General features: G+C 66.9%; 12 protein-coding genes and 1 pseudogene. 4 read left to right on the top strand and 9 right to left on the bottom strand.

All coding sequences use genetic code 11. The features are described 5' to 3' along the window. Positions 1-2: 2 nt before the first annotated feature. The gene (locus A5784_RS01670; RefSeq protein ID WP_232005911.1) at positions 3-4,289 is read left to right on the top strand and encodes an alpha-(1->3)-arabinofuranosyltransferase; all 4,287 of its coding nucleotides are present in this window, start codon (positions 3-5) and stop codon (positions 4,287-4,289) included. Here A5784_RS01670 and A5784_RS01665 read toward each other — a convergent pair. The 3 genes and pseudogenes from A5784_RS01665 to A5784_RS01655 all read right to left on the bottom strand — a co-directional run bounded on the left by A5784_RS01665 (position 4,223) and on the right by A5784_RS01655 (position 7,477). After that, positions 4,223-5,161 (bottom strand): R2-like ligand-binding oxidase, encoded by a 939-nt coding sequence (locus tag A5784_RS01665; RefSeq protein WP_064941708.1) that lies wholly within the window; start codon positions 5,159-5,161, stop codon positions 4,223-4,225. The two genes, A5784_RS01670 and A5784_RS01665, sit on opposite strands and share 67 nt — an antisense overlap. After that, positions 5,134-5,836, bottom strand: a pseudogene (locus tag A5784_RS01660) (TetR/AcrR family transcriptional regulator). Before A5784_RS01660 ends, A5784_RS01665 begins: the two are co-directional and overlap by 28 nt. Positions 5,837-5,890: 54 nt before the next feature. Continuing rightward, positions 5,891-7,477: an MFS transporter gene (locus A5784_RS01655; RefSeq protein WP_064941704.1), complete on the bottom strand. Its 1,587-nt coding sequence runs from the start codon at positions 7,475-7,477 to the stop codon at positions 5,891-5,893. Positions 7,478-7,517: 40 nt separating this feature from the next. On the opposite strand from A5784_RS01655, the gene A5784_RS01650 reads away from it, so the two are divergent. Together A5784_RS01650 and A5784_RS01645 are read left to right on the top strand one after the other, a co-directional pair. Beyond that, positions 7,518-7,838, top strand: coding sequence for a GNAT family N-acetyltransferase (locus A5784_RS01650; protein ID WP_064941702.1), 321 nt, complete (start codon positions 7,518-7,520; stop codon positions 7,836-7,838). Between the two features lie 99 nt (positions 7,839-7,937). Further along, the gene (locus A5784_RS01645; RefSeq protein WP_064941700.1) at positions 7,938-8,915 is read left to right on the top strand and encodes a phosphotriesterase family protein; all 978 of its coding nucleotides are present in this window, start codon (positions 7,938-7,940) and stop codon (positions 8,913-8,915) included. A 6-nt stretch (positions 8,916-8,921) separates the two neighbouring features. Here A5784_RS01645 and A5784_RS01640 read toward each other — a convergent pair whose 3' ends face one another. From A5784_RS01640 to tcuA, 5 genes are all read right to left on the bottom strand, one after another. Then, a complete protein-coding gene (locus A5784_RS01640) occupies positions 8,922-10,424 on the bottom strand; it encodes an aldehyde dehydrogenase (protein ID WP_064941698.1) in 1,503 nt (500 codons plus the stop codon). Further along, on the bottom strand, positions 10,421-12,094 hold the full coding sequence (locus A5784_RS01635; RefSeq protein WP_197514594.1) for a GMC family oxidoreductase: 1,674 nt from the start codon (positions 12,092-12,094) through the stop codon (positions 10,421-10,423). The genes A5784_RS01640 and A5784_RS01635 overlap by 4 nt, the downstream gene beginning before the upstream one ends. Next, on the bottom strand, positions 12,091-12,552 hold the full coding sequence (locus A5784_RS01630) for a hypothetical protein (RefSeq protein ID WP_064941696.1): 462 nt from the start codon (positions 12,550-12,552) through the stop codon (positions 12,091-12,093). The genes A5784_RS01635 and A5784_RS01630 overlap by 4 nt, the downstream gene beginning before the upstream one ends. A 49-nt stretch (positions 12,553-12,601) precedes the next feature. After that, entirely contained in the window at positions 12,602-13,945 is a 1,344-nt protein-coding gene (locus A5784_RS01625; protein WP_082944604.1) for an MFS transporter, read from the bottom strand. 244 nt (positions 13,946-14,189) lie between these two features. Then, positions 14,190-15,686, bottom strand: a complete 1,497-nt coding sequence (gene tcuA / locus A5784_RS01620) for an FAD-dependent tricarballylate dehydrogenase TcuA (protein ID WP_064941692.1) — start codon at positions 15,684-15,686, stop codon at positions 14,190-14,192. A gap of 146 nt (positions 15,687-15,832) precedes the next feature. On the opposite strand from tcuA, the gene A5784_RS39570 reads away from it, so the two are divergent. Further along, positions 15,833-16,573 carry a FadR/GntR family transcriptional regulator gene (locus tag A5784_RS39570; RefSeq protein WP_082944602.1) on the top strand — a complete coding sequence of 247 codons (741 nt, stop codon included), beginning with the start codon at positions 15,833-15,835 and terminating at the stop codon, positions 16,571-16,573. Between the two features lie 21 nt (positions 16,574-16,594). On the opposite strand, the gene A5784_RS01610 is transcribed toward A5784_RS39570, so the two are convergent. Next, positions 16,595-17,722: an acyltransferase family protein gene (locus A5784_RS01610; RefSeq protein ID WP_064941829.1), complete on the bottom strand. Its 1,128-nt coding sequence runs from the start codon at positions 17,720-17,722 to the stop codon at positions 16,595-16,597. Positions 17,723-17,885: the final 163 nt, after the last annotated feature.

The following is a 17,885-nucleotide window of genomic DNA, read 5'->3' as shown; positions in this document are numbered from 1 at the left end:
TCCTGCACGCCGAACGTAGTCCCGCCGCGCCGCTGTCCCGGCGCTGGTTATGGCTGGTCACCACGGCCGCTCTGGTCCTGAGCTTCGCCCAGTCACCTGGACAGATCTCCCCTGACACCAAGCTCGACCTGACGGCCAACCCGCTGCGGTTCCTGACCCGCGCGTTCAACCTGTGGAACAGTGATCTGCCGTTCGGGCAGGCGCAGAACCAGGCGTACGGCTATCTGTTCCCGCACGGCACCTTCTTCCTCATCGGCCATGAACTCGGAGTCCCCGGCTGGGTCACCCAGCGGTTGTGGTGGGCGCTGTTGCTGGTCGTCGGGTTCTGGGGAGTCCTGCGGGTCGCCGAGGTCCTCGGGATCGGCAGCACCAGCTCGCGGGTGCTCGGGGCGATCGCGTTCGCGCTGTGCCCGCGGGTGCTGACCACGCTGGGCGCGATCTCGTCGGAAACGCTGCCGATGATGCTGGCTCCGTGGGTGTTGCTGCCGGTGATCCTCGCGCTACGAGGGCAGCACAACGTCCGGCTGATGGCGGCCCGCTCCGCCGGAGCGGTCGCCTTCATGGGCGCAGTCAACGCCGTCGCGACGCTGACCGGGTGCCTGGCCGCGCTCATCTGGTGGGCGTGTCACCGACCGAACAAGCTGTGGCTGCAGTTCACCGCATGGTGGTTCGGCTGCACGGCGCTGGCCGTCACCTGGTGGGTGATCGCGTTGGTGATGCTCGGCCGGATCAGCCCGCCGTTCCTCGACTTCATCGAATCCTCCGGCGTCACCACGCAGTGGACCTCGCTGACCGAGATGCTGCGCGGCACCGACAGTTGGACACCGTTCGTCGCGCCCAACGCGACCGCCGCCGCATCGCTGGTGACCAGCACGGTCGCGGTGCTGGCCACCACGCTGGTGGCCGCTGCGGGCCTGGCCGGGCTGGCGTTGCGTTCGATGCCCGCCCGCGGCCGGCTGATCACCATGCTGCTGATCGGCATCGTGCTGCTCGGCCTCGGCTACTCCGGCGGTCTGGGCTCCCCCATAGCGCATCAGGTGCAGGCGTTCCTCGACGGCACCGGCACCCCGTTGCGCAACCTGCACAAACTCGAACCCGTGATCCGGCTGCCACTGGCTCTTGGCCTGGCCCACCTGCTGGGCCGCGTTCCGTTGCCGGGCACGGTTCCGCGGCCGGTGTGGGTGAGCGCGTATGCCCATCCGGAGCGGGATCGGCGGGTCGCGGTGAGCATCGTGGTGCTGGCGGCGCTCGCCGCGGGCACGGCGATCGCCTGGACCGGCCGCATCGCACCGCCGGGCACGTTCAGCGCGATCCCGCAGTACTGGCACGATGCCGCCGACTGGCTCGACGAGCACAACACCGAGCGCGGCCGCGTGCTGGTGGCGCCGGGTGCCCCGTTCGCCACTCAGGTGTGGGGCACCAGCCACGACGAACCGCTGCAGGTGCTGGGCAGCAGCCCGTGGGGTGTGCGTGACTCGATCCCGCTGACCCCGCCGGAGACCATTCGCGCGCTCGATTCGGTGCAGCGCTTGTTCGCCGCAGGCCGACCGTCCGCGGGGCTCGCCGATACCCTTGCCCGGCAAGGCATTTCGTATGTCGTGGTGCGTAACGATCTGGACCCGGACACCTCGCGGTCGGCCCGTCCGGTGCTGGTGCACCGTTCGATAGAAGGCTCGCCCGGTTTGTCGAAAGTGGCCGAGTTCGGCGACCCGGTCGGACCGGGCACGTTGGAGGGGTTCATCGCCGACAGCGGGTTGCGGCCGCGCTATCCGGCGGTGCAGATCTACCGGGTCGACGGTGCCGCATCGGCGGGCGAACCGTATCTGGTCGACCCCGACTCCATGGCCCGCGTGGACGGCGCACCCGAGGCGCTGCTGCGGCTCGATGAACGCCGCCGCCTGTCCGGCCTGCCGCCGCTGGGTCCGATGCTGCTGACCGCCGATGCGCAGCGTGCCGGACTACCCATCACCGTGGGCGGCCACGGCGTGGTCGTGACCGACACCCCGCAGGCCCGCGAGATCGACTACGGCCGGGTCGACGACCATGCGTCGGCGGTCCGTACGCCTGACGATCCGCGGCACACCTACAACCGGGTGCCGGATTACCCGTCCCGCGGGGTTGACCCGGTGTACGGCCGTTGGGGCGGCGGACGTGTGACGGTGTCGAGCTCAGCGGCGGATTCGACGGCGCTGCCCAACGTCGCGCCCGCGACGGGACCTGCCGCGGCCATCGATGCCGACCCGTCGACCGCTTGGGTGTCCAACGCCTTGCAGGCCGCGGTCGGCCAGTGGCTGCAGATCGACTTCGACCATCCGATCACCAACGCCACCCTGACCATCACCCCCAGCGCCACCGCCGTCGGCGCGCAGGTCCGCCGCATCGAGGTGGCCACCGCCACGGGCACCAGCACGCTGCGGTTCGAGACCGCGGGTAAGCCGCTGACCATCCCGCTGCCGGTCGGGGAATCGCCGTGGGTGCGGGTCACCGCGGTGGCCACCAACGACGGCTCTCCCGGCGTGCAGTTCGGCATCACCGACCTGGCCGTCACCCAGTACGACGCATCGGGCTACGCCCATCCCATCAACCTGCGCCACACCGTCGAGGTTCCCGGTCCGCCCGCGGGTTCACCTGTCGCGCAATGGGATCTGGGCACCGAGCTGCTGGGCCGGCCCGGGTGCGCGGAAAGCCCCGTCGGGGTGCGATGCGCGGCGGCGATGGCGCTGGCCTCCGAGGAGCCGGTCAACCTCAGCCGTACCCTGACCGTTCCGGAGCCCACGGAGGTACGCCCGACGGTGTGGGTGCGGGCCCGCCAAGGACCCAAGCTGGCCGATCTGGCGGCGCAACCGGGCACCACCCGGGCGTTCGGCGACGCCGACCCGATCGACGTGCTCGGCTCGTCATTCGCGGCCACCGACGGCGATCCCCGCACGTCGTGGACGGCTCCGCAACGGGTGGTCCAGTTCAAATCGCCGCCTACGCTGACCCTCAAGCTGCCCACCCCGACCGAAGTGGGCGCGCTGCGGATCAATCCTGGTGAGGCCGAGCCGCCCGCGCACCCGACGCTCGTATCGATCGACCTGGGCGACGGTCCGCAGGTGCACGAGATGCCGGGCACGTTTGAACCGCAGACGCTCAAACTCAAACCGCGGGTGACGGACACCATCACCGTCTCGCTGCTGGCGTGGAACGACATCATCGACCGCACGTCGCTCGGTTTCGATCAGCTCAAACCGCCTGGGCTGGCCGATATTTCGGTGTTCGATATGCATGGCCGGCCGATCGGCGCGGCCGATGCCGCCGCCAACCGCGCCCGCGTCGTATCGCTGCCCTGCGGGCAGGGCCCGATCATCGGCGTGGCAGGGCAGTTCATCCAGACCTCGGTCCGCACCACGGTCGCGGCGCTGCTCGACGGCGACCCGATCCCGGCCCAGCCGTGCCGCACCGACCCGATATCGCTGCCTGCCGGTCAGCAGGAGTTGCTCGTCAGCCCGGGGGCCGCGTTCGTCGTCGACGGGATCGCCCTGTCCACGCCCAAGGACCAACTACCCACGGCGACAACGAGTCTCGCCGAGACACCGGAGTGGGGACCGGATCGTCGCGAGGTGCGGGTGGCGCCCGCGCCGACCTCCCGGATCCTGGTGGTGCCCGAGAGCATCAACCCCGGCTGGATCGCTCGTGACGCGGCGGGGACCCAGCTCGAACCGGTGACCGTCAACGGTTGGCAGCAGGGCTGGGTGGTCCCGGCAGGAACTTCCGGCACGCTGACGTTGTCGTTCGACTCCAACCGGCCCTACCGCGCCGGGCTGATCGGCGGGCTCGCGCTGCTGCCGATCTTGGCTCTGCTGGCGCTACTGCCGGCACGGCGCGCGTCGGCGAAGTTGGCGCCGAGCCGGCCGTGGCGGCCCGGTCCGGTGCTGACGAGCGTGGGTGTGCTCGCGGTCGGCGCGGCCATCTCCGGGGTGCCGGGAGCGCTTGTCGTCGCTGCCGCCCTGGCGGTGCGCTATTGGTTACGTAACCGTGAATCCTGGTGCGACAGAATCACCCTCGGCCTGTCAGTCGGCGGGTTGATACTCGCCGGGGCAGCGCTGTCACAGCACCCGTGGCGCTCGGTCGACGGGTATGTCGGGCATTCTCCGTGGGTGCAGTTGCTGGCGCTGATCTCGGTGGCCTTCGTCGCCGCGTCGACCGTGGTATTCCGGTCGCGTACCGCGATTGCGCAGACTCAGGCGGAGGTGAGCGCCGCGGCGTCCTCGTCGGCGAAGGTGTCCTCCAATGTCAGTGGCGAATAGTCGAGGTCGATCTCCTCGAGCGGGCGTCCCCGCGCGCTGCTGATCGTGCCGAACCTGCGCATGCCCTTATCGGTGGAGTACTGCAGGAACTCATCCTCGACCAGGCCGAAGGGAATGTCGGGAGCGTAGAGGGCGAACCCCTCCTCGGTGAGTCGCAGTGCGAGCGGGATCAATTCGTTCATCCGGGCTTCGAACACGGCCCAGTTGGCGTCGTCGGCGGCGACGTGTCTGCGGCACGTGAACGTCCCCCACGCCATGTGGCGGCGCTCGTCGTCGCCGATCCGCTGGACCAGCTCCTGCATGCCCGGCAGGATGCCCCGGTCGACGCAAATCTTGTGCCACGCATAGTATCCCGTGAGCGCCAACATGCCTTCGACGATGTGGTTGTAGGTCACCGACGCCCGCACCTGGGCGGCAGGCGATGGATCGGTGTAGAGGGCTTCGAGGGATGCGGGAAGCTCCTCGTAGAAGATCTGCCGATACGCAGGCACGTCGTCGAAGTACTTGTGCAGGTCTTCGGTGACACCGACGGCGTCCAGCCACATGCGGAACACCTGGGTGTGCTTGGCCTCCTCAAACGCGAACTGCGTCAAGTACATTTCGTCACCCAGCCGGCCCTCGGCCCGCATCGCGCTCATGAACGGCTGGATGTCCTTGGTGACGGCTTCCTCCCCTGCGATGAATTCGGCGCACAATCGGGTGGCGTACTCCCGTTCTCGGTCCGAGAGCGCCTCCCAGTCCGCCCGATCCCGGGAGAAGTCGATGTCGGCCGGATTCCAGAACTTGGCATTCCCCCCTGCGAACAACCGCAACGGCACGCTGTCCCAGTTGAGACCACCCTTGCTCAACGAGCCGAAATGTGTGTGTGACATCTGACCTCCTCAGATCTGTTGGGCTGCTTGGGGCGTCGGCGAGAACGCGGCCGCCAACACCGCGACGAGTCTTCGCACGGCCAAGGCCGGCTGCTCGGGGCTGGGCTCATCCAGCCCCAGGACGGGGTCCATTCCACGCACATACGGCGCGAGTGCCAGGTGCGGGAAGATCATCAGCATCAGCGACAGCAGGGCTTCGACGTCGCAGTCGGCACGCAGGTCACCGCGGGTCCGCGCATCGTGCACGAGGGGCCGCAGCACGTCGAGATAGTGACGGTGGACCACCGCGCGCACGCTCACCCGGGCGTCCGCGTCGACCTCGAAGCTCGCGGCCGCATGCAGCGCACGTTCTCTGGGATGGTCGGCGAAGTAGGCGACCCAGTCGTCGAGCAGGTCGGGCAGGAATTCGAAGAACGGGCGGCTCGGATCGAGCGCGCGTATGCGGCCCTCCATATGGGACCGCACGCGTTGGCTGGCGACATCGGCGATGAAGGCATACAGGTCGCGCTTGTCCGCAAAGTATTGGAACAGGCTGCCTTTCGCCACGCCGGCCCGCCGCGCAATGACATTGAGACTGCCCCGGGAGTAACCGTGGGCCCCGAATTCCGCTTCGGCGGCCGCAATCACCGCCGCTCGACGGGCGGGATCCACGCGGGCCCAGGTGACCGTTGGCATCTACCCTCCAAGGCTTGATGACCACTGGTCATATTACTGTGATGCCCCTCACAGTCAAGATGTGTTCACGGCGATCAGGTGCTGCGACACCGGCTCGCCCTGTACCCAGCGCGCGACGGCCTGCTCGATGAGAAGGTCCTGGCCCGTCTGCCGGGTGCGGTGCTGACGGATGTGCTCATCCCACGACCGCACCACGAACGCCTCGACGAAGGTGCTGCGCTCCTCGCCGCTGCGAAACACCTGCCACTGCGCGGCCCCGGTGCGCTGCCGGGACCGGCCGAGCACGGCCATTGCGGCGAAAAACCCGGTCTCGTCGTCGGGTTCCACGCGGTAGTAGATGAGCACCAGCACGGGCCCGTCGGGTGGATCCGGTTCGAACACCAGAGCCGGCTCCGGCCAGTGCGCCGACGGAGTCAGGTCGAGATCGCCGGTGCGCGCGTGCAGCGGCCACCACCACGCCGACAGCGCGCAGAACACCAGCAGGCCCGCGCTGATCAACAGGGCCGTGACGCTGGTGGTAACCCCCGCGACCAGGCCCCACACCAGCGAGCCGATGGCCTGCCCGCCCATGAACGTCAGCTGATACACCGACAGCCCGCGGGCCCGCACCCACGCCGGCAGGCTCAACTGCATCGAGGCGTTCAGCGTCGACAGGGCCAGCAGCCACGATGCGCCACCGACGACGAGTGCGGCCAGGACAGCCCCGAAATTGTGGACCAGTGCCAAAACCGTGGTGGCCCCGGCGAATCCGAGCGCCGCGGCGATCAGCAGCTTGTTCAGACCGAACGTGGACTGCAGCCGGCCCAGCACGAAGGCGCCGAGCACCGCTCCCACACCGAGTGCGCCGAGCAACAGCCCGTACCCCGATGACGACAAGCCGAGTTGACGCTGGGCAACGACAGCGAGCAGACCCCACAGCGCGCTGCCCGGCGCGATGAACAACACCGCGCGCAGCAGGATCCGCCGGATGATCGGTGAGCTCCGGATGAACCGGCCGCCTGCGCTCAACGCGGCCAGTGGTCGTTCGGCGGGCAACAGCCGCTCGGTGGCGGGGCGACGCCAGAGCAGCAACACCGCGACGATGCCGACGAACGACACCGCGTTGAGCGCGAACACCAACGTCGGGCCGGACAGGGACACGAGTGCGCCCGCGACGGCCGGGCCGATGGCCCTTGCCCCGTTCATGCTCATGCTGCCCAGCGCTGCGGCAGCCGGAATCTGTTCCCGGGGGACGAGATCCGGCTGGATAGCCTGCCAGGCCGGGGCAGTCAGCGCTTGGCCGCAACCGATCAGGAACAGCAGGGTCAGCAGCACGGTCGGGGTGGCCAGGCCGGCCCCGGTCAGGGTCGCGAGCGCCGCCACCCCGGCCGCCATCGCCCCCTGGGTGGCCACCAGCAGTCGACGCCGGTCGACCAGGTCGGCGAGCACCCCCGAGGGCAAGGCCAGCAGCATCACCGGCAGCGTCGTCGCGGTCTGCACCAACGGCACCAGCACCGGCGCCCGTGGATCTCCGACCAGCATCCACTGCGCGCCCACCGTCTGCATCCACGTGCCCAGATTGGAGACGAACTGGGCGATCCACAGTGCCCGGTAGATCGGCGACGCCAGCGGCGCCCACGTCGACGTTGCTGGCACGGCCATCTACCCGATCGTGCCAGCGTCGCTGCGGCATAGTGATGACATGGCTGAAGTTCGCAACATTCCCGCAGCGCACCACTACGAGATCACCGTCGACGGCGAGCACGCCGGCCTGGAGGCGTACGTCGACTCGGGCGACCAGCGCATCTTCTACCACACCGAAATCGACGACAAATTCGGCGGTCGCGGCCTGGCCGGCGAGCTGGTGTCCGCCGCGCTGACCGATGCCCGCGCGGCGGGCAAGCGCATCGTCCCGGTCTGCCCGTACGTCGCCAAGTACGTCAAGACCCACCACGACTTCGACGACATCCTCGACCCGGTCACCCCCGAGGCCATCTCCGCGGTGAAAGCTGATCAGAGCTGACGCCACCGTCGCCGAACGTGAAGCCTCTGCGACAATCTCGCTGGTTTTTCGCAGAGGATTCACGCTCGCGCAACGCTTTTCGGGCCTAGCATCGGCACCGTGCCGACAGTGAACACCGCGCGGGGCGCCATCGATACCACCGAACTCGGCGCCACGCTCATGCACGAGCACGTCTTCATCATGAGCGGCGAGCTCACCGCGAACTACCCGGACAGCTGGGGCGCTGAGACGCGACGGGAAGCCGACGCCATCGAGCGGCTCAATGAGCTCAAGGCCCACGGTGTGGACACCATCGTCGACCTCACCGTCGTCGGACTCGGACGCTATCTACCCCGCATCGCACGGATCGCTGCAGCCACCGACCTCAACATCGTCGTCGCGACCGGTCTCTACACCTACAAAGACATCCCGATGACATTCTGGTTCCGCGGGCCGGGCACTGCGTTGGCCGGCCCCGACCCGATGATCGAGATGTTCGTGCACGACATCGAGAAGGGCGTCGCCGACACCGGGATCAAAGCCGCGATCCTCAAGTGCGCCACCGACGAACCCGGCGTCACCCCCGGCGTCGAACGGGTGCTGCGGGCCGTCGCACAGGCGCACCGGCAGACGGGCGTCCCCATCTCCACCCACACGCATGCCGCGACCCGCCGCGGTCTGGAACAGCAGCGCATCTTTGCCGAGGAAGGCGTCGACCTCTCGCGGGTGGTCATCGGCCACTCCGGCGACACGACCGACATCGGCTATCTCGAGGAGTTGATCGCCAACGGCTCCTACATCGGCATGGACCGCTTCGGCGTCGACGTCTACCTGCCATTCGAGGACCGGGTGGCGACCGTCGCGACCATGTGCGAGCGCGGCCACGCCGACCACATGGTGCTCTCGCACGACACCTGGTGCTATTTCGACGCGCTACCCGACGAGTTGACCACCACGGTCCTGCCGAATGCCGGATACCTGCACATCCACAACGACGTGCTGCCCGCGCTGCGCGAACGCGGGGTCACCGATGAGCAGATCACCACGATGCTGGTCGACAACCCGCGGCGGATCTTCGACCGCCAGGGCGGGTACTGATCACCCTCACCCCATTCGGAACGGATCCTGGGATGCACCTGACGTCTCGATCCACACCGACTTCGTCTCGGTGAATTCGTGCAGCGACTCCAGCCCCAGTTCGCGGCCGATCCCGCTGCCTTTGAATCCGCCGAACGGCGCCGCCCAGGACAGGGTGCGATAGGCATTCACCCACACCGTGCCCGCCCGCAGTGCACGAGCCATGCGGTGCGCGCGCTGCACGTTGAGGGTCCACACTCCGGCGCCCAGGCCGAACGGTGTGGCATTCGCGATCCGCACCGCGTCCTCCTCGGTCTCGAAGGGAATCATGCACAGCACCGGGCCGAAAATCTCCTCCTGGGCGATCCTCATCGCGTTGTCCACACCCGTGAATATCGTGGGGCTGACGAACAGCCCATTGCCCAGCTCCGGTGCGGTCGGACGGTCGCCGCCGGTGGCAAGCACTGCACCCTCGGACTGTCCGATCCGGATGTACTCCAGGATTTTGTCCAGCTGGGCTTGGAACGCCACCGGGCCCATTTCGCTGGCGGGGTCGAGCGGATCGCCGAGGCGGATGTCTTTGGCGCGCCGGACGAGTCGTTCTGCCAGCTGATCGTAGATCTCACGTTGCACGAGCAGCCGCGACCCTGCGACACAGGTTTGGCCGGTGGCGGCGAATATCCCGGCCAGCACACCGTTGGTGACCGCATCGAGGTCCGCATCCGCGAACACGATGTTGGGCGACTTTCCGCCGAGCTCCAGCGTCACCCTGGTGATGTTGTCGGCCGCGTTCTTCATCACCTGAATTCCGGTGGCGTTCGACCCCGTGAAACAGATCCGGTCGACACCTGGGTTGCCGACGAGCGCGGCGCCGGTTGTCGGGCCGTCGCCCGTCACCACATTGAAGACACCGGCTGGAAAACCGGCTTCTTCGAACAACGCGCCGAATTTGAGCACCGACGCGGGAGTCTGGTCGGCCGCTTTGGCGACCACCGTGCAGCCCGCCGCCAGCGCGGGGGCGAGTTTCCAGGTGAGCAGCAGCAGCGGCGAGTTCCAGGGCAGGATCGCGCCGACGACGCCGAGCGGTTCGCGTGTCGTATAGGTGAAGAAGTTGGGCTTCTCGGTCGGGATGGTCTCGCCGTGGATCTTGTCGGCGTAGCCGGCGAAGTACCGGTAGTACCCCGGGAGGGCCTTCATCTGAGCGCCCATCTCGCGAATCAGCTTGCCGTTGTCGGTGGATTCGGTGACCGCCAACTGTTCGGCGCGCGTCTCGAGCAGATCGGCGAACCGCAGCAGGAGCTTGACCCGTTCGGCACCGGTCATGGCTCCCCACGGACCGTCGAATGCCGATCTGGCGGCACGGACCGCGGCGTCGACGTCGTCCGGTCCTGCGAACGGCGCTGTGGCCCAGACCTTTCCGGTGAACGGATTGATGCTGTCCACGCGGCGGCCGTCCTGCGCGTCGACCCAGCGGCCCGCGATCAGCATCTTGAGTGTCTCGACGGCTGGTTGTGTGGAGAGTGTCGTCATCGAACGGATTCCATTCTGTCGTCGGCCAATCGGGGTCGGTCGCTGCCGAGAAGGACGTTGCCCTCCCGGACTAGGAAGTCAGCAAGCCGCACCGCCATGGCACCGATGGTGGGGGTGGGATTGACGCCGGCACTGGTGGGCATCGAGCTGCCGTCACAGATGAACAAATTGGGGATGTCCCACGCTTGATGCCAACGGTTGGTCACCGAATCAGCCGGATCGGTGCCCATTCTGGCGGTTCCCAGCAGGTGATATCCGGGCGGTGGGTCGAGTAGCCCGGAATCGGTGACATCGTAGGCACCTGCCGCCGCCATGACCTCCCGGCTTCTGGCGATGCCGAACTCGACGAGCTTGCGATCGTTGGGATGCACCCGGTACTCGACCTTGGGTGCGGGCATGCCGGTGGAGTCGGTGAGTTCGGGATCGAGGGTCACGCGGTTGGTCGGCGACGGCAGTTCTTCGGCCATGACGATGATCCAGGCGTGATGGCCGAAGAGTCGCGCGAACTCCTTGTGATGATCCGGGCCCCAGGGGACCGGTTCCCGGGTCCAATACCCGTTCGCGGCAACGCCTGCGCCCGGGGCGCGGACCACCAGTGCGGTGAAACCGTTGACGAAACCCCTACTGGGATCGGTTTCGTAGAACTGCTGGCTGAACAGCGGCGCACCGCGCGCACCCTTGTAGCCGTCGAGGGGTTCCTCGAAGATCCCTTCGACGAAGGCTTGCGGGTGGTACATCAGGTTGCGGCCCAATTGTCCACTGCTGTTGGCCAATCCGTCGGGATGGCTGGAGTTGGCAGACACCAGCAGCAGCCGCGGTGTGCCGATCCCGTTGCCTGCGACGATGACCGCCTTGGCATCTTGCCGATACCGTTGACCCGTTTCGATGTCGACGTAGATGACACCCCGCGCGGTGTCGCCGTCAACGATGATCTGCTCGACGCGGCATCCCGTGCGCAGTTGGGCACCGTTGGCCAAGGCCCGTGGGAGATACCCGGTCGCCGAAGTGGAGATCGATGACCGCGGGCACCCCAGAATGCACTGGCCGCAGTGGTTGCACGGCAACCGGCCGTCCAGAGGCTTGGTGATGATGGCGTTGTCCATCCACCACCAATGCCAGCCGAGTTTCTCGAAGCCGCGTGCCATCGTCCGGCCGAAGGTGCCGAGCGGTATCGGCGGTGTGGTGTGGGTGGTGCGCGGCGGGTAGGCGGGGTCGCCCGGCCGGCCCGAGATGCCCATCTCCCGGTCGTTGATGTCGTAGTACGGTTCCAGGTCCTCGTAGGTGATGGGCCAGTCGGGAGCCAGGCCGTGTTCAGTTCCCTTCCGGAAGTCGACCGGCTTGAATCGCGGCCAGTGGGCCGACCAGTGGTTGAGGCTGCCGCCGACATCGTTCCTGTTGCGGATGCTGTGCGGCTCACCGCCGATCGGGTAGTCCTGCGGCAACTTGCGCACATTCGGGTGGACGTTCCACTCCCGCTGTTTGTCCCACTCCCACGTGTCGGAGAAATGCCGGAGTTCGGCCGGATGCAGCGGCCGCCCCTGCTCGAGACACACGACGCGCAGACCACCATCGCTCAGCCGCTTGGCCAACGCGCCGCCGGCCATGCCCGATCCAACGATGACGACGTCGACGTCGTCAGTCGGAGACTTCGGCGAGGTAACCAGCATCATGACACGGTCTCCAGACGAACGTTTCGGACATGGTTAGTGGGGGTGTAGTGGCCCACTTTCGGCGGCGGGATGGCTTCGTCGAGATCCATGACGTAGCCCTGCGGTTGCGGCGGGCTGTGATAGTCGCAGTCCAGCTCGCTCTGCAACACGCGCACGACCTCGGGCTGCGCGTAATAGCCCAGGTAGCAGATCTGCCGAAACAGGTTGAATGCCGCAGGCATCTGTTGTTCGATCGCTCGCGCCGCCTCGATCGGCTCGTCCCGCGGGCTGTCCAGCCACGTGGCGTGCAGGGCTCCCAGGTCGAGTTGGTCCTGCTGCACCCTGACCGCTTCGACGAAGTATCCGGCGAGTCCGGTGGACGAGGGCGCCGGCCAAGGAGCCTGCTCGGGTATCAGAACGTCGGCGAGCGACATCAGTTCGTCAGCCACCGTTCGGTCCAGTCGGCTGTCATTGATCATCTGCAGAGTGCTCCTCACTATCTCGTCATGTGCGAATGATGGCGTACCACTAGGTGTTCCGCGCCTGAACCGGCGATCTGACACCACTGAATCCGTTGTCGTCCCGATAGGTTTCCCGGGTCGAGGCTGCCGCGAACAACGTCACGGCAGCCGTGGCGATGACGTAAACGCCGACCGGCCACGGCGATCCGCCGGCCGCGGCCATGAGTGCAGTGGCGATCAGCGGGGTCGGGCCACCTGCGAATGTCGAAGCGAGCTGGCTTCCGAGCGACATCCCGCTGTAGCGGTGCCGAGCGCTGAACATCTCAGCGAAGAACCCGGCCTGGGGCCCGTACATCGCTGCCCACGGCGTGGCCATCAGCACGGCCGCCACGCACAGCAGTGCGGGGTGTCCGGTCTGCACCAGCCAGAAGAACGGAAAGATCACGGCTGCAACACCAATGGCACCGGCCATGTAGACGCTGCGTCGACCGACCCGGTCAGACAGCGCAGCAAAGAAGGGGAGCGCGACGATACCGAAAGCACCTGCGACTGTGACGGCCACCAGCGCCGTGGTGCGAGAGAAGCCCACTTCTTTTGTCGCGTAGCTGATCAGCAGGGTCGCGAAGACGTAGAACGAGATGTTCTCGGCCCACCGCATGCCCAGCGCCTGCAGCACTTCCCGCTTCTGGGTGCGCAGTACCTCGACGATGGGTCTGCGCGCCACCTGATCCTCGTCTTTGACGCGCTGAAAGGAAGGGGTCTCGGCGATTCTGGTTCTGATCAACAACCCGACCACGATCAACACGACACTCAAAAGGAAGGGCACGCGCCACCCCCATGCGATGAACTGGTCGTCAGGCAGTCCGCCGAGCACGGCGAAGGTTCCGGTGGCCAGCAAAAGCCCCACGGGCGCACCGATTTGCGGAAAGCTCCCGTTGAGTCCGCGCTTTCCCGACGGGGCATGTTCGACGGCCAGCAATACCGCGCCGCCCCATTCGCCCCCGAGCCCGAGACCTTGGACGAATCTAAGGACGACCAACAGGGCGGGTGCCCAAACTCCGATCGAGGTGTAAGTCGGCAGCACTCCGATCAGAAAGGTCGCGCCGCCCATCATCGACAGCGTGACGACCAGGGTGCGCTTGCGTCCGATGCGGTCTCCGAAATGGCCGAAGATCACCCCGCCAAGTGGTCGGGCGAAATAGCCCACGGCGAAGGTCGCGAAGGATGCCATCAGCCCCGCAGTGGGGCTGGCTGTCGGGAAGAACAGGTGACCGAATACCAAGGCGGCGGCGGTCGAGTAGATGAAGAAGTCGTACCACTCCACCACCGTGCCTGCGAGGCTGGCCAGCGCGGCGTGCATCGGCGTCTTCCTGGTGATGCCTTGTCTTTGACTCACGAGCGTTTCGTCCATGACCTGTGCGCTCCTTCTGTGATGTGTGCCACTGGGGCCGGACGAGAGGAATATCATCAGATGGTCTGATGTCTGTCAATCGGTTTTGGCGTTCCGATTTCGATGAATTCGGTTGTGCTCGTGAGCATTCCGCAGACAGCACGGAGCCTTGCCGCCGTCGGTCTAATCGACGGCAAGGCTCCGCCTCCACGCTCACTGCGTGGATATGTCGCTGCCCCAGGAGGAGGGGCGTGGGGCCGCCCTACTAGGAGAGTGCCGCCGCGGCCGCCACACCACGCAGCGCCGCGGCAGCTGCCGCAACCCCCGCCGCCCGGCCGGTGACCGAGCCGCAGACCAGACCCGAACCCGCGGGGTAACTGTGGTAGAAGAACCCTCCGGTCATCTCGCCGATCGCGTACAGACCCGGTATCGGCGTCCCGGTGCCTGCGTCGAGAACGCGTGCGCCCCGGTCGATCCGCAAACCACCGAACGTGAACGTGATGCCTCCCGTGAAGGGGTACAACCGGAATGGCGGCGTATCAATTCGCTGTGCCCAGTTGCTCTTTGGCGGATCGATCCCGCGCGTCGCCTTACCGTCCCTGACGGTACTGTCGAACGCGACGAGATCATCGACAGCCGCGTTGTACTCACGGACTGTCCGCGCGAACTTCTCCGGGTCGAGCCCGGCCTGACGGGCGAGCTCCGGCAGGGTGTCGGCCTGATATACCGTTGCGTCGCCGTAGCGCGGATCGAGAAGTTCGACAACCTTGTCGTCGAACAGCTGGTAGCCAATGCCGTTGGGCTGCTTGAGGACCGCTTTGCCGACCGCGACATAGTTCTGCGGCGCCCAGTCCCTGCCCTCGTCGATGAACCGCTTGGCCTGTTCATTGACGGCGATGCCGAACAGAAAGCTCGTCCGGTTGGTCCGTTCACCCGTTTCGAGTGTCCCCTGCTTGGGTGAATTCACGTCGATCGGTGCAGCATGGCAGTCGGCCCAGTGTCCGTATGTGGCGGCACCAACGCGCAGTGCTGCGTCGAGCAGTTCACCCGTGTTGTAGGGAACACCACGTACTTTCACGAGGTTCCATTCCGGGCCCAGATACCTGGTCCGCATCTCGGGGTTGGCCTCGAACCCGCCGCAGCCCAGAATCACCTCGCCGTAGAGGTCTTCGGTATATCCGACATCGTTTCGGACGCGAACCCCGACGACCCCACCGATGTCGTCACGGATCAGATCGATCGCCGCGGTGCCGTAACGGATTTCGCAGCCGGCGCGTTCGACGGCCGCGAACTCCATCGCAGTGAGGCCTTCACCGCCGCCTGCGGTCTGCAGCACCAGCCCGTTGCGGTAGACGGTCTTGCCGCCCTCGGCCGTCGTCAGGTATTGCGCGAACTCGAAGTCGATGCCGTGGTCCTTCATCCAGCGCAGGACGTCCTGGCTCTCCGAGACCAACCAGTCGGTGAGATCCGGATCGGCCTCGCCCCTGGATGTCAGCATGATCGCGTTGGTGAACGTCTCGGCCGTGTAGGGCTCGACCGTCACCGCACCACTGGTTGCCGCGTAGCTATCCAAAAGCTCGTCCACGGTGGACAATTCGTCAAACGCGAACCGCACCAGGCCCGCCGTGTACCGCGTGTTGCCCCCACGCTGGTCCCGGGGCGCCTTCTCCAGCACGGTGACATCCGCGCCGGCATCCGACGCGGCCAGCGCCGCCACCAGCGCTGCGTTGCCCGCTCCGACAACGATGACTCGCTTTGCCATCCTCACTACCTCCATATCCATCAGATCAGCAGACGTCTGATCATTGACTCGGGATCGCGCCGTTGTCAATCCCCGCCCACAGATCCGCGGCACGGCGGACGGTGTTGTATCGTCCACCTGGAAACGTCAGACCATCACCCCAATCCATGGAGGGTCCGTCAGTGGTGTCTCGCGCCAAACAAGGCGGCGGCAAGGCCGATTCGGTCCTTCCCAACGTCAACCGGGTGAGCCGGCTGCGACTGGCCGACCAGATCATCAGCGAGCTCCAGACCGCAATCACCAGCGGTGAGTTGAAGGTGGGCGACAAGCTGCCCCCGGAACCGGTGCTGATGGAACGCTTCGGGGTGGGACGGTCGACAGTGCGCGAAGCCGTGCGTGCCCTCGTACACAGTGGCGTTCTGCGGGTGCAGGTCGGCGACGGCACATACGTCTCGGCGACGCCCGGCGGAGGCGACACGCTGACTGACAAGATCAGACGCGCCAGCATTGCCGAGTTGTTCGACGTGCGACGCGCGTTCGAGATGTCGGTTGCCGGACTGGCCGCGCGCAACCGCTCCGAGAAAGACCTTCTACAACTGCGGGAGGCTGCGCAGGCCTGCGAGGTCGCAGCGCAGCACGATGATCCGGAAGCGTTCGTCGAAGCCGACTACGCATTCCACATGCAGATCGCGGCGGCCACCAAGAACGTGCTGCTGGTCGATCTCTATAGCGAATTGCGCGGCGCCGTCAGGACCCAGCTGCGCGAGCAGCCAGATGTCACCGACGGGATCTCCCATCATGCGCTCACCCTGCACAACAAGCTATTGAAAGCGTTGCAGGACAAGGACAGCCGCGCGGCAGAACGAATCTGGGCCGCGACGCCGAACCCCTACCTCGTCAACGAGTAGGCACGGCCGCCCGACGCTACTTCAGCGCAGCGCGGGCTGCGGCTCGGGTTCGGGTTCGTCGGTGATCGAGCTGTCCAGCGGCGGGACCGGACGCTGATGGCGGTACTCCCAGCGCCGGAACGCCTCTCGGCACGGTGACTCCACCAGAGCGTAACTGACCGCAGCCATGGCGAAACCGAACACCAGCGTCAGCGCCAGGACCGCAGGCATACCACCGTTGAACAGGAATTCCCCGATCATCGGGAACACCATCGCCAGTGCGGCCAGGTGCCACACGAACAAGCCGTAGGACCAGCGGCCCAGCGTCACCATCACCCGGCTGCCGAGGATGCGGTGCGGGGTGTCGGGGCGGTCGAGGACCAGCGGTGCCAGCAGTGCGGCGGCGAGCACCGCGCCCATCGCCGTCTTCAGCGTGACCTGCGTGACCGACCCCGGGCGCAGCCCGTCCATCCCGGCCATGGGTGAGGCCCCGATCGCGAACGCCACCAACGCGACCAGCCCCATCAGCAGCGGGTTGCGGCCCAGCCGGTGGGCCCGGCCGAACGGCGTGACCGTCAGCTCGGCGAGCACCATCCCGCCGGCGAACCACGAAAAGAACGCCGGTGGCCAGTTCCACGGGTTCTGCCCGGTGCTGCCGTCGAACGGGATCCACACCCACGCCAGGCTGAGCACGGCCACCGCGGTGATCACCCCGATGCGGGCCCGCACAGGAATTCTGCGGGCCAACATCGCCAGGAACGGCAGCGCCAGATAGAAGGTGACCTCGACCGAAAGGCTCCACATCTGGGTCAGCCCGGCGGTCAGGGTCAGCGGAACATAGATCTGCGTCAGCGTGAGGTTGGCCAGCCACACCGTGAAGTCGGCCTTCGCCTCGGGGAGCAGCAGCAGGATCACGACGACCGCCACCACATATCCCGGCATGATGCGCGCCACGCGAGAGCGTAGGTAGTGCCCCGTCGGCGGCCGCGGGCGCAATCCGCGGGCGGCGGCGGCGTGACCGCGCCACAGCAGAAAGCCCGACAGCGCGAAGAACACCGCCACGGCCAGGTCGAACCTGCCGAAGATGCGCCCGAAGAAGCCGCCACCGGTGTGGCCGGTCTGGAACGCGACGTGGGTCAGCACGACGCCCATGGCTGCGCAGGCGCGCATGCCCTCCACCGCCGGCAGGAAGCTCCTCGTCCCGCCGACCTCGGAGTTCGGGTCCGATTGCCGGGTCGCCACGACGACCAGTGTGCCGGGATGACGCGAACACACCAAACGGACGGCGAAGTGCCACCACAGGATGCCCTTGTCGTAAGTAATGGCCTTAAAT

Source organism: Mycobacterium sp. 852013-50091_SCH5140682 (assembly GCF_001665685.1).
Lineage (GTDB): Bacteria > Actinomycetota > Actinomycetes > Mycobacteriales > Mycobacteriaceae > Mycobacterium.
This window is presented reverse-complemented; position numbering and strand designations above follow the sequence as displayed.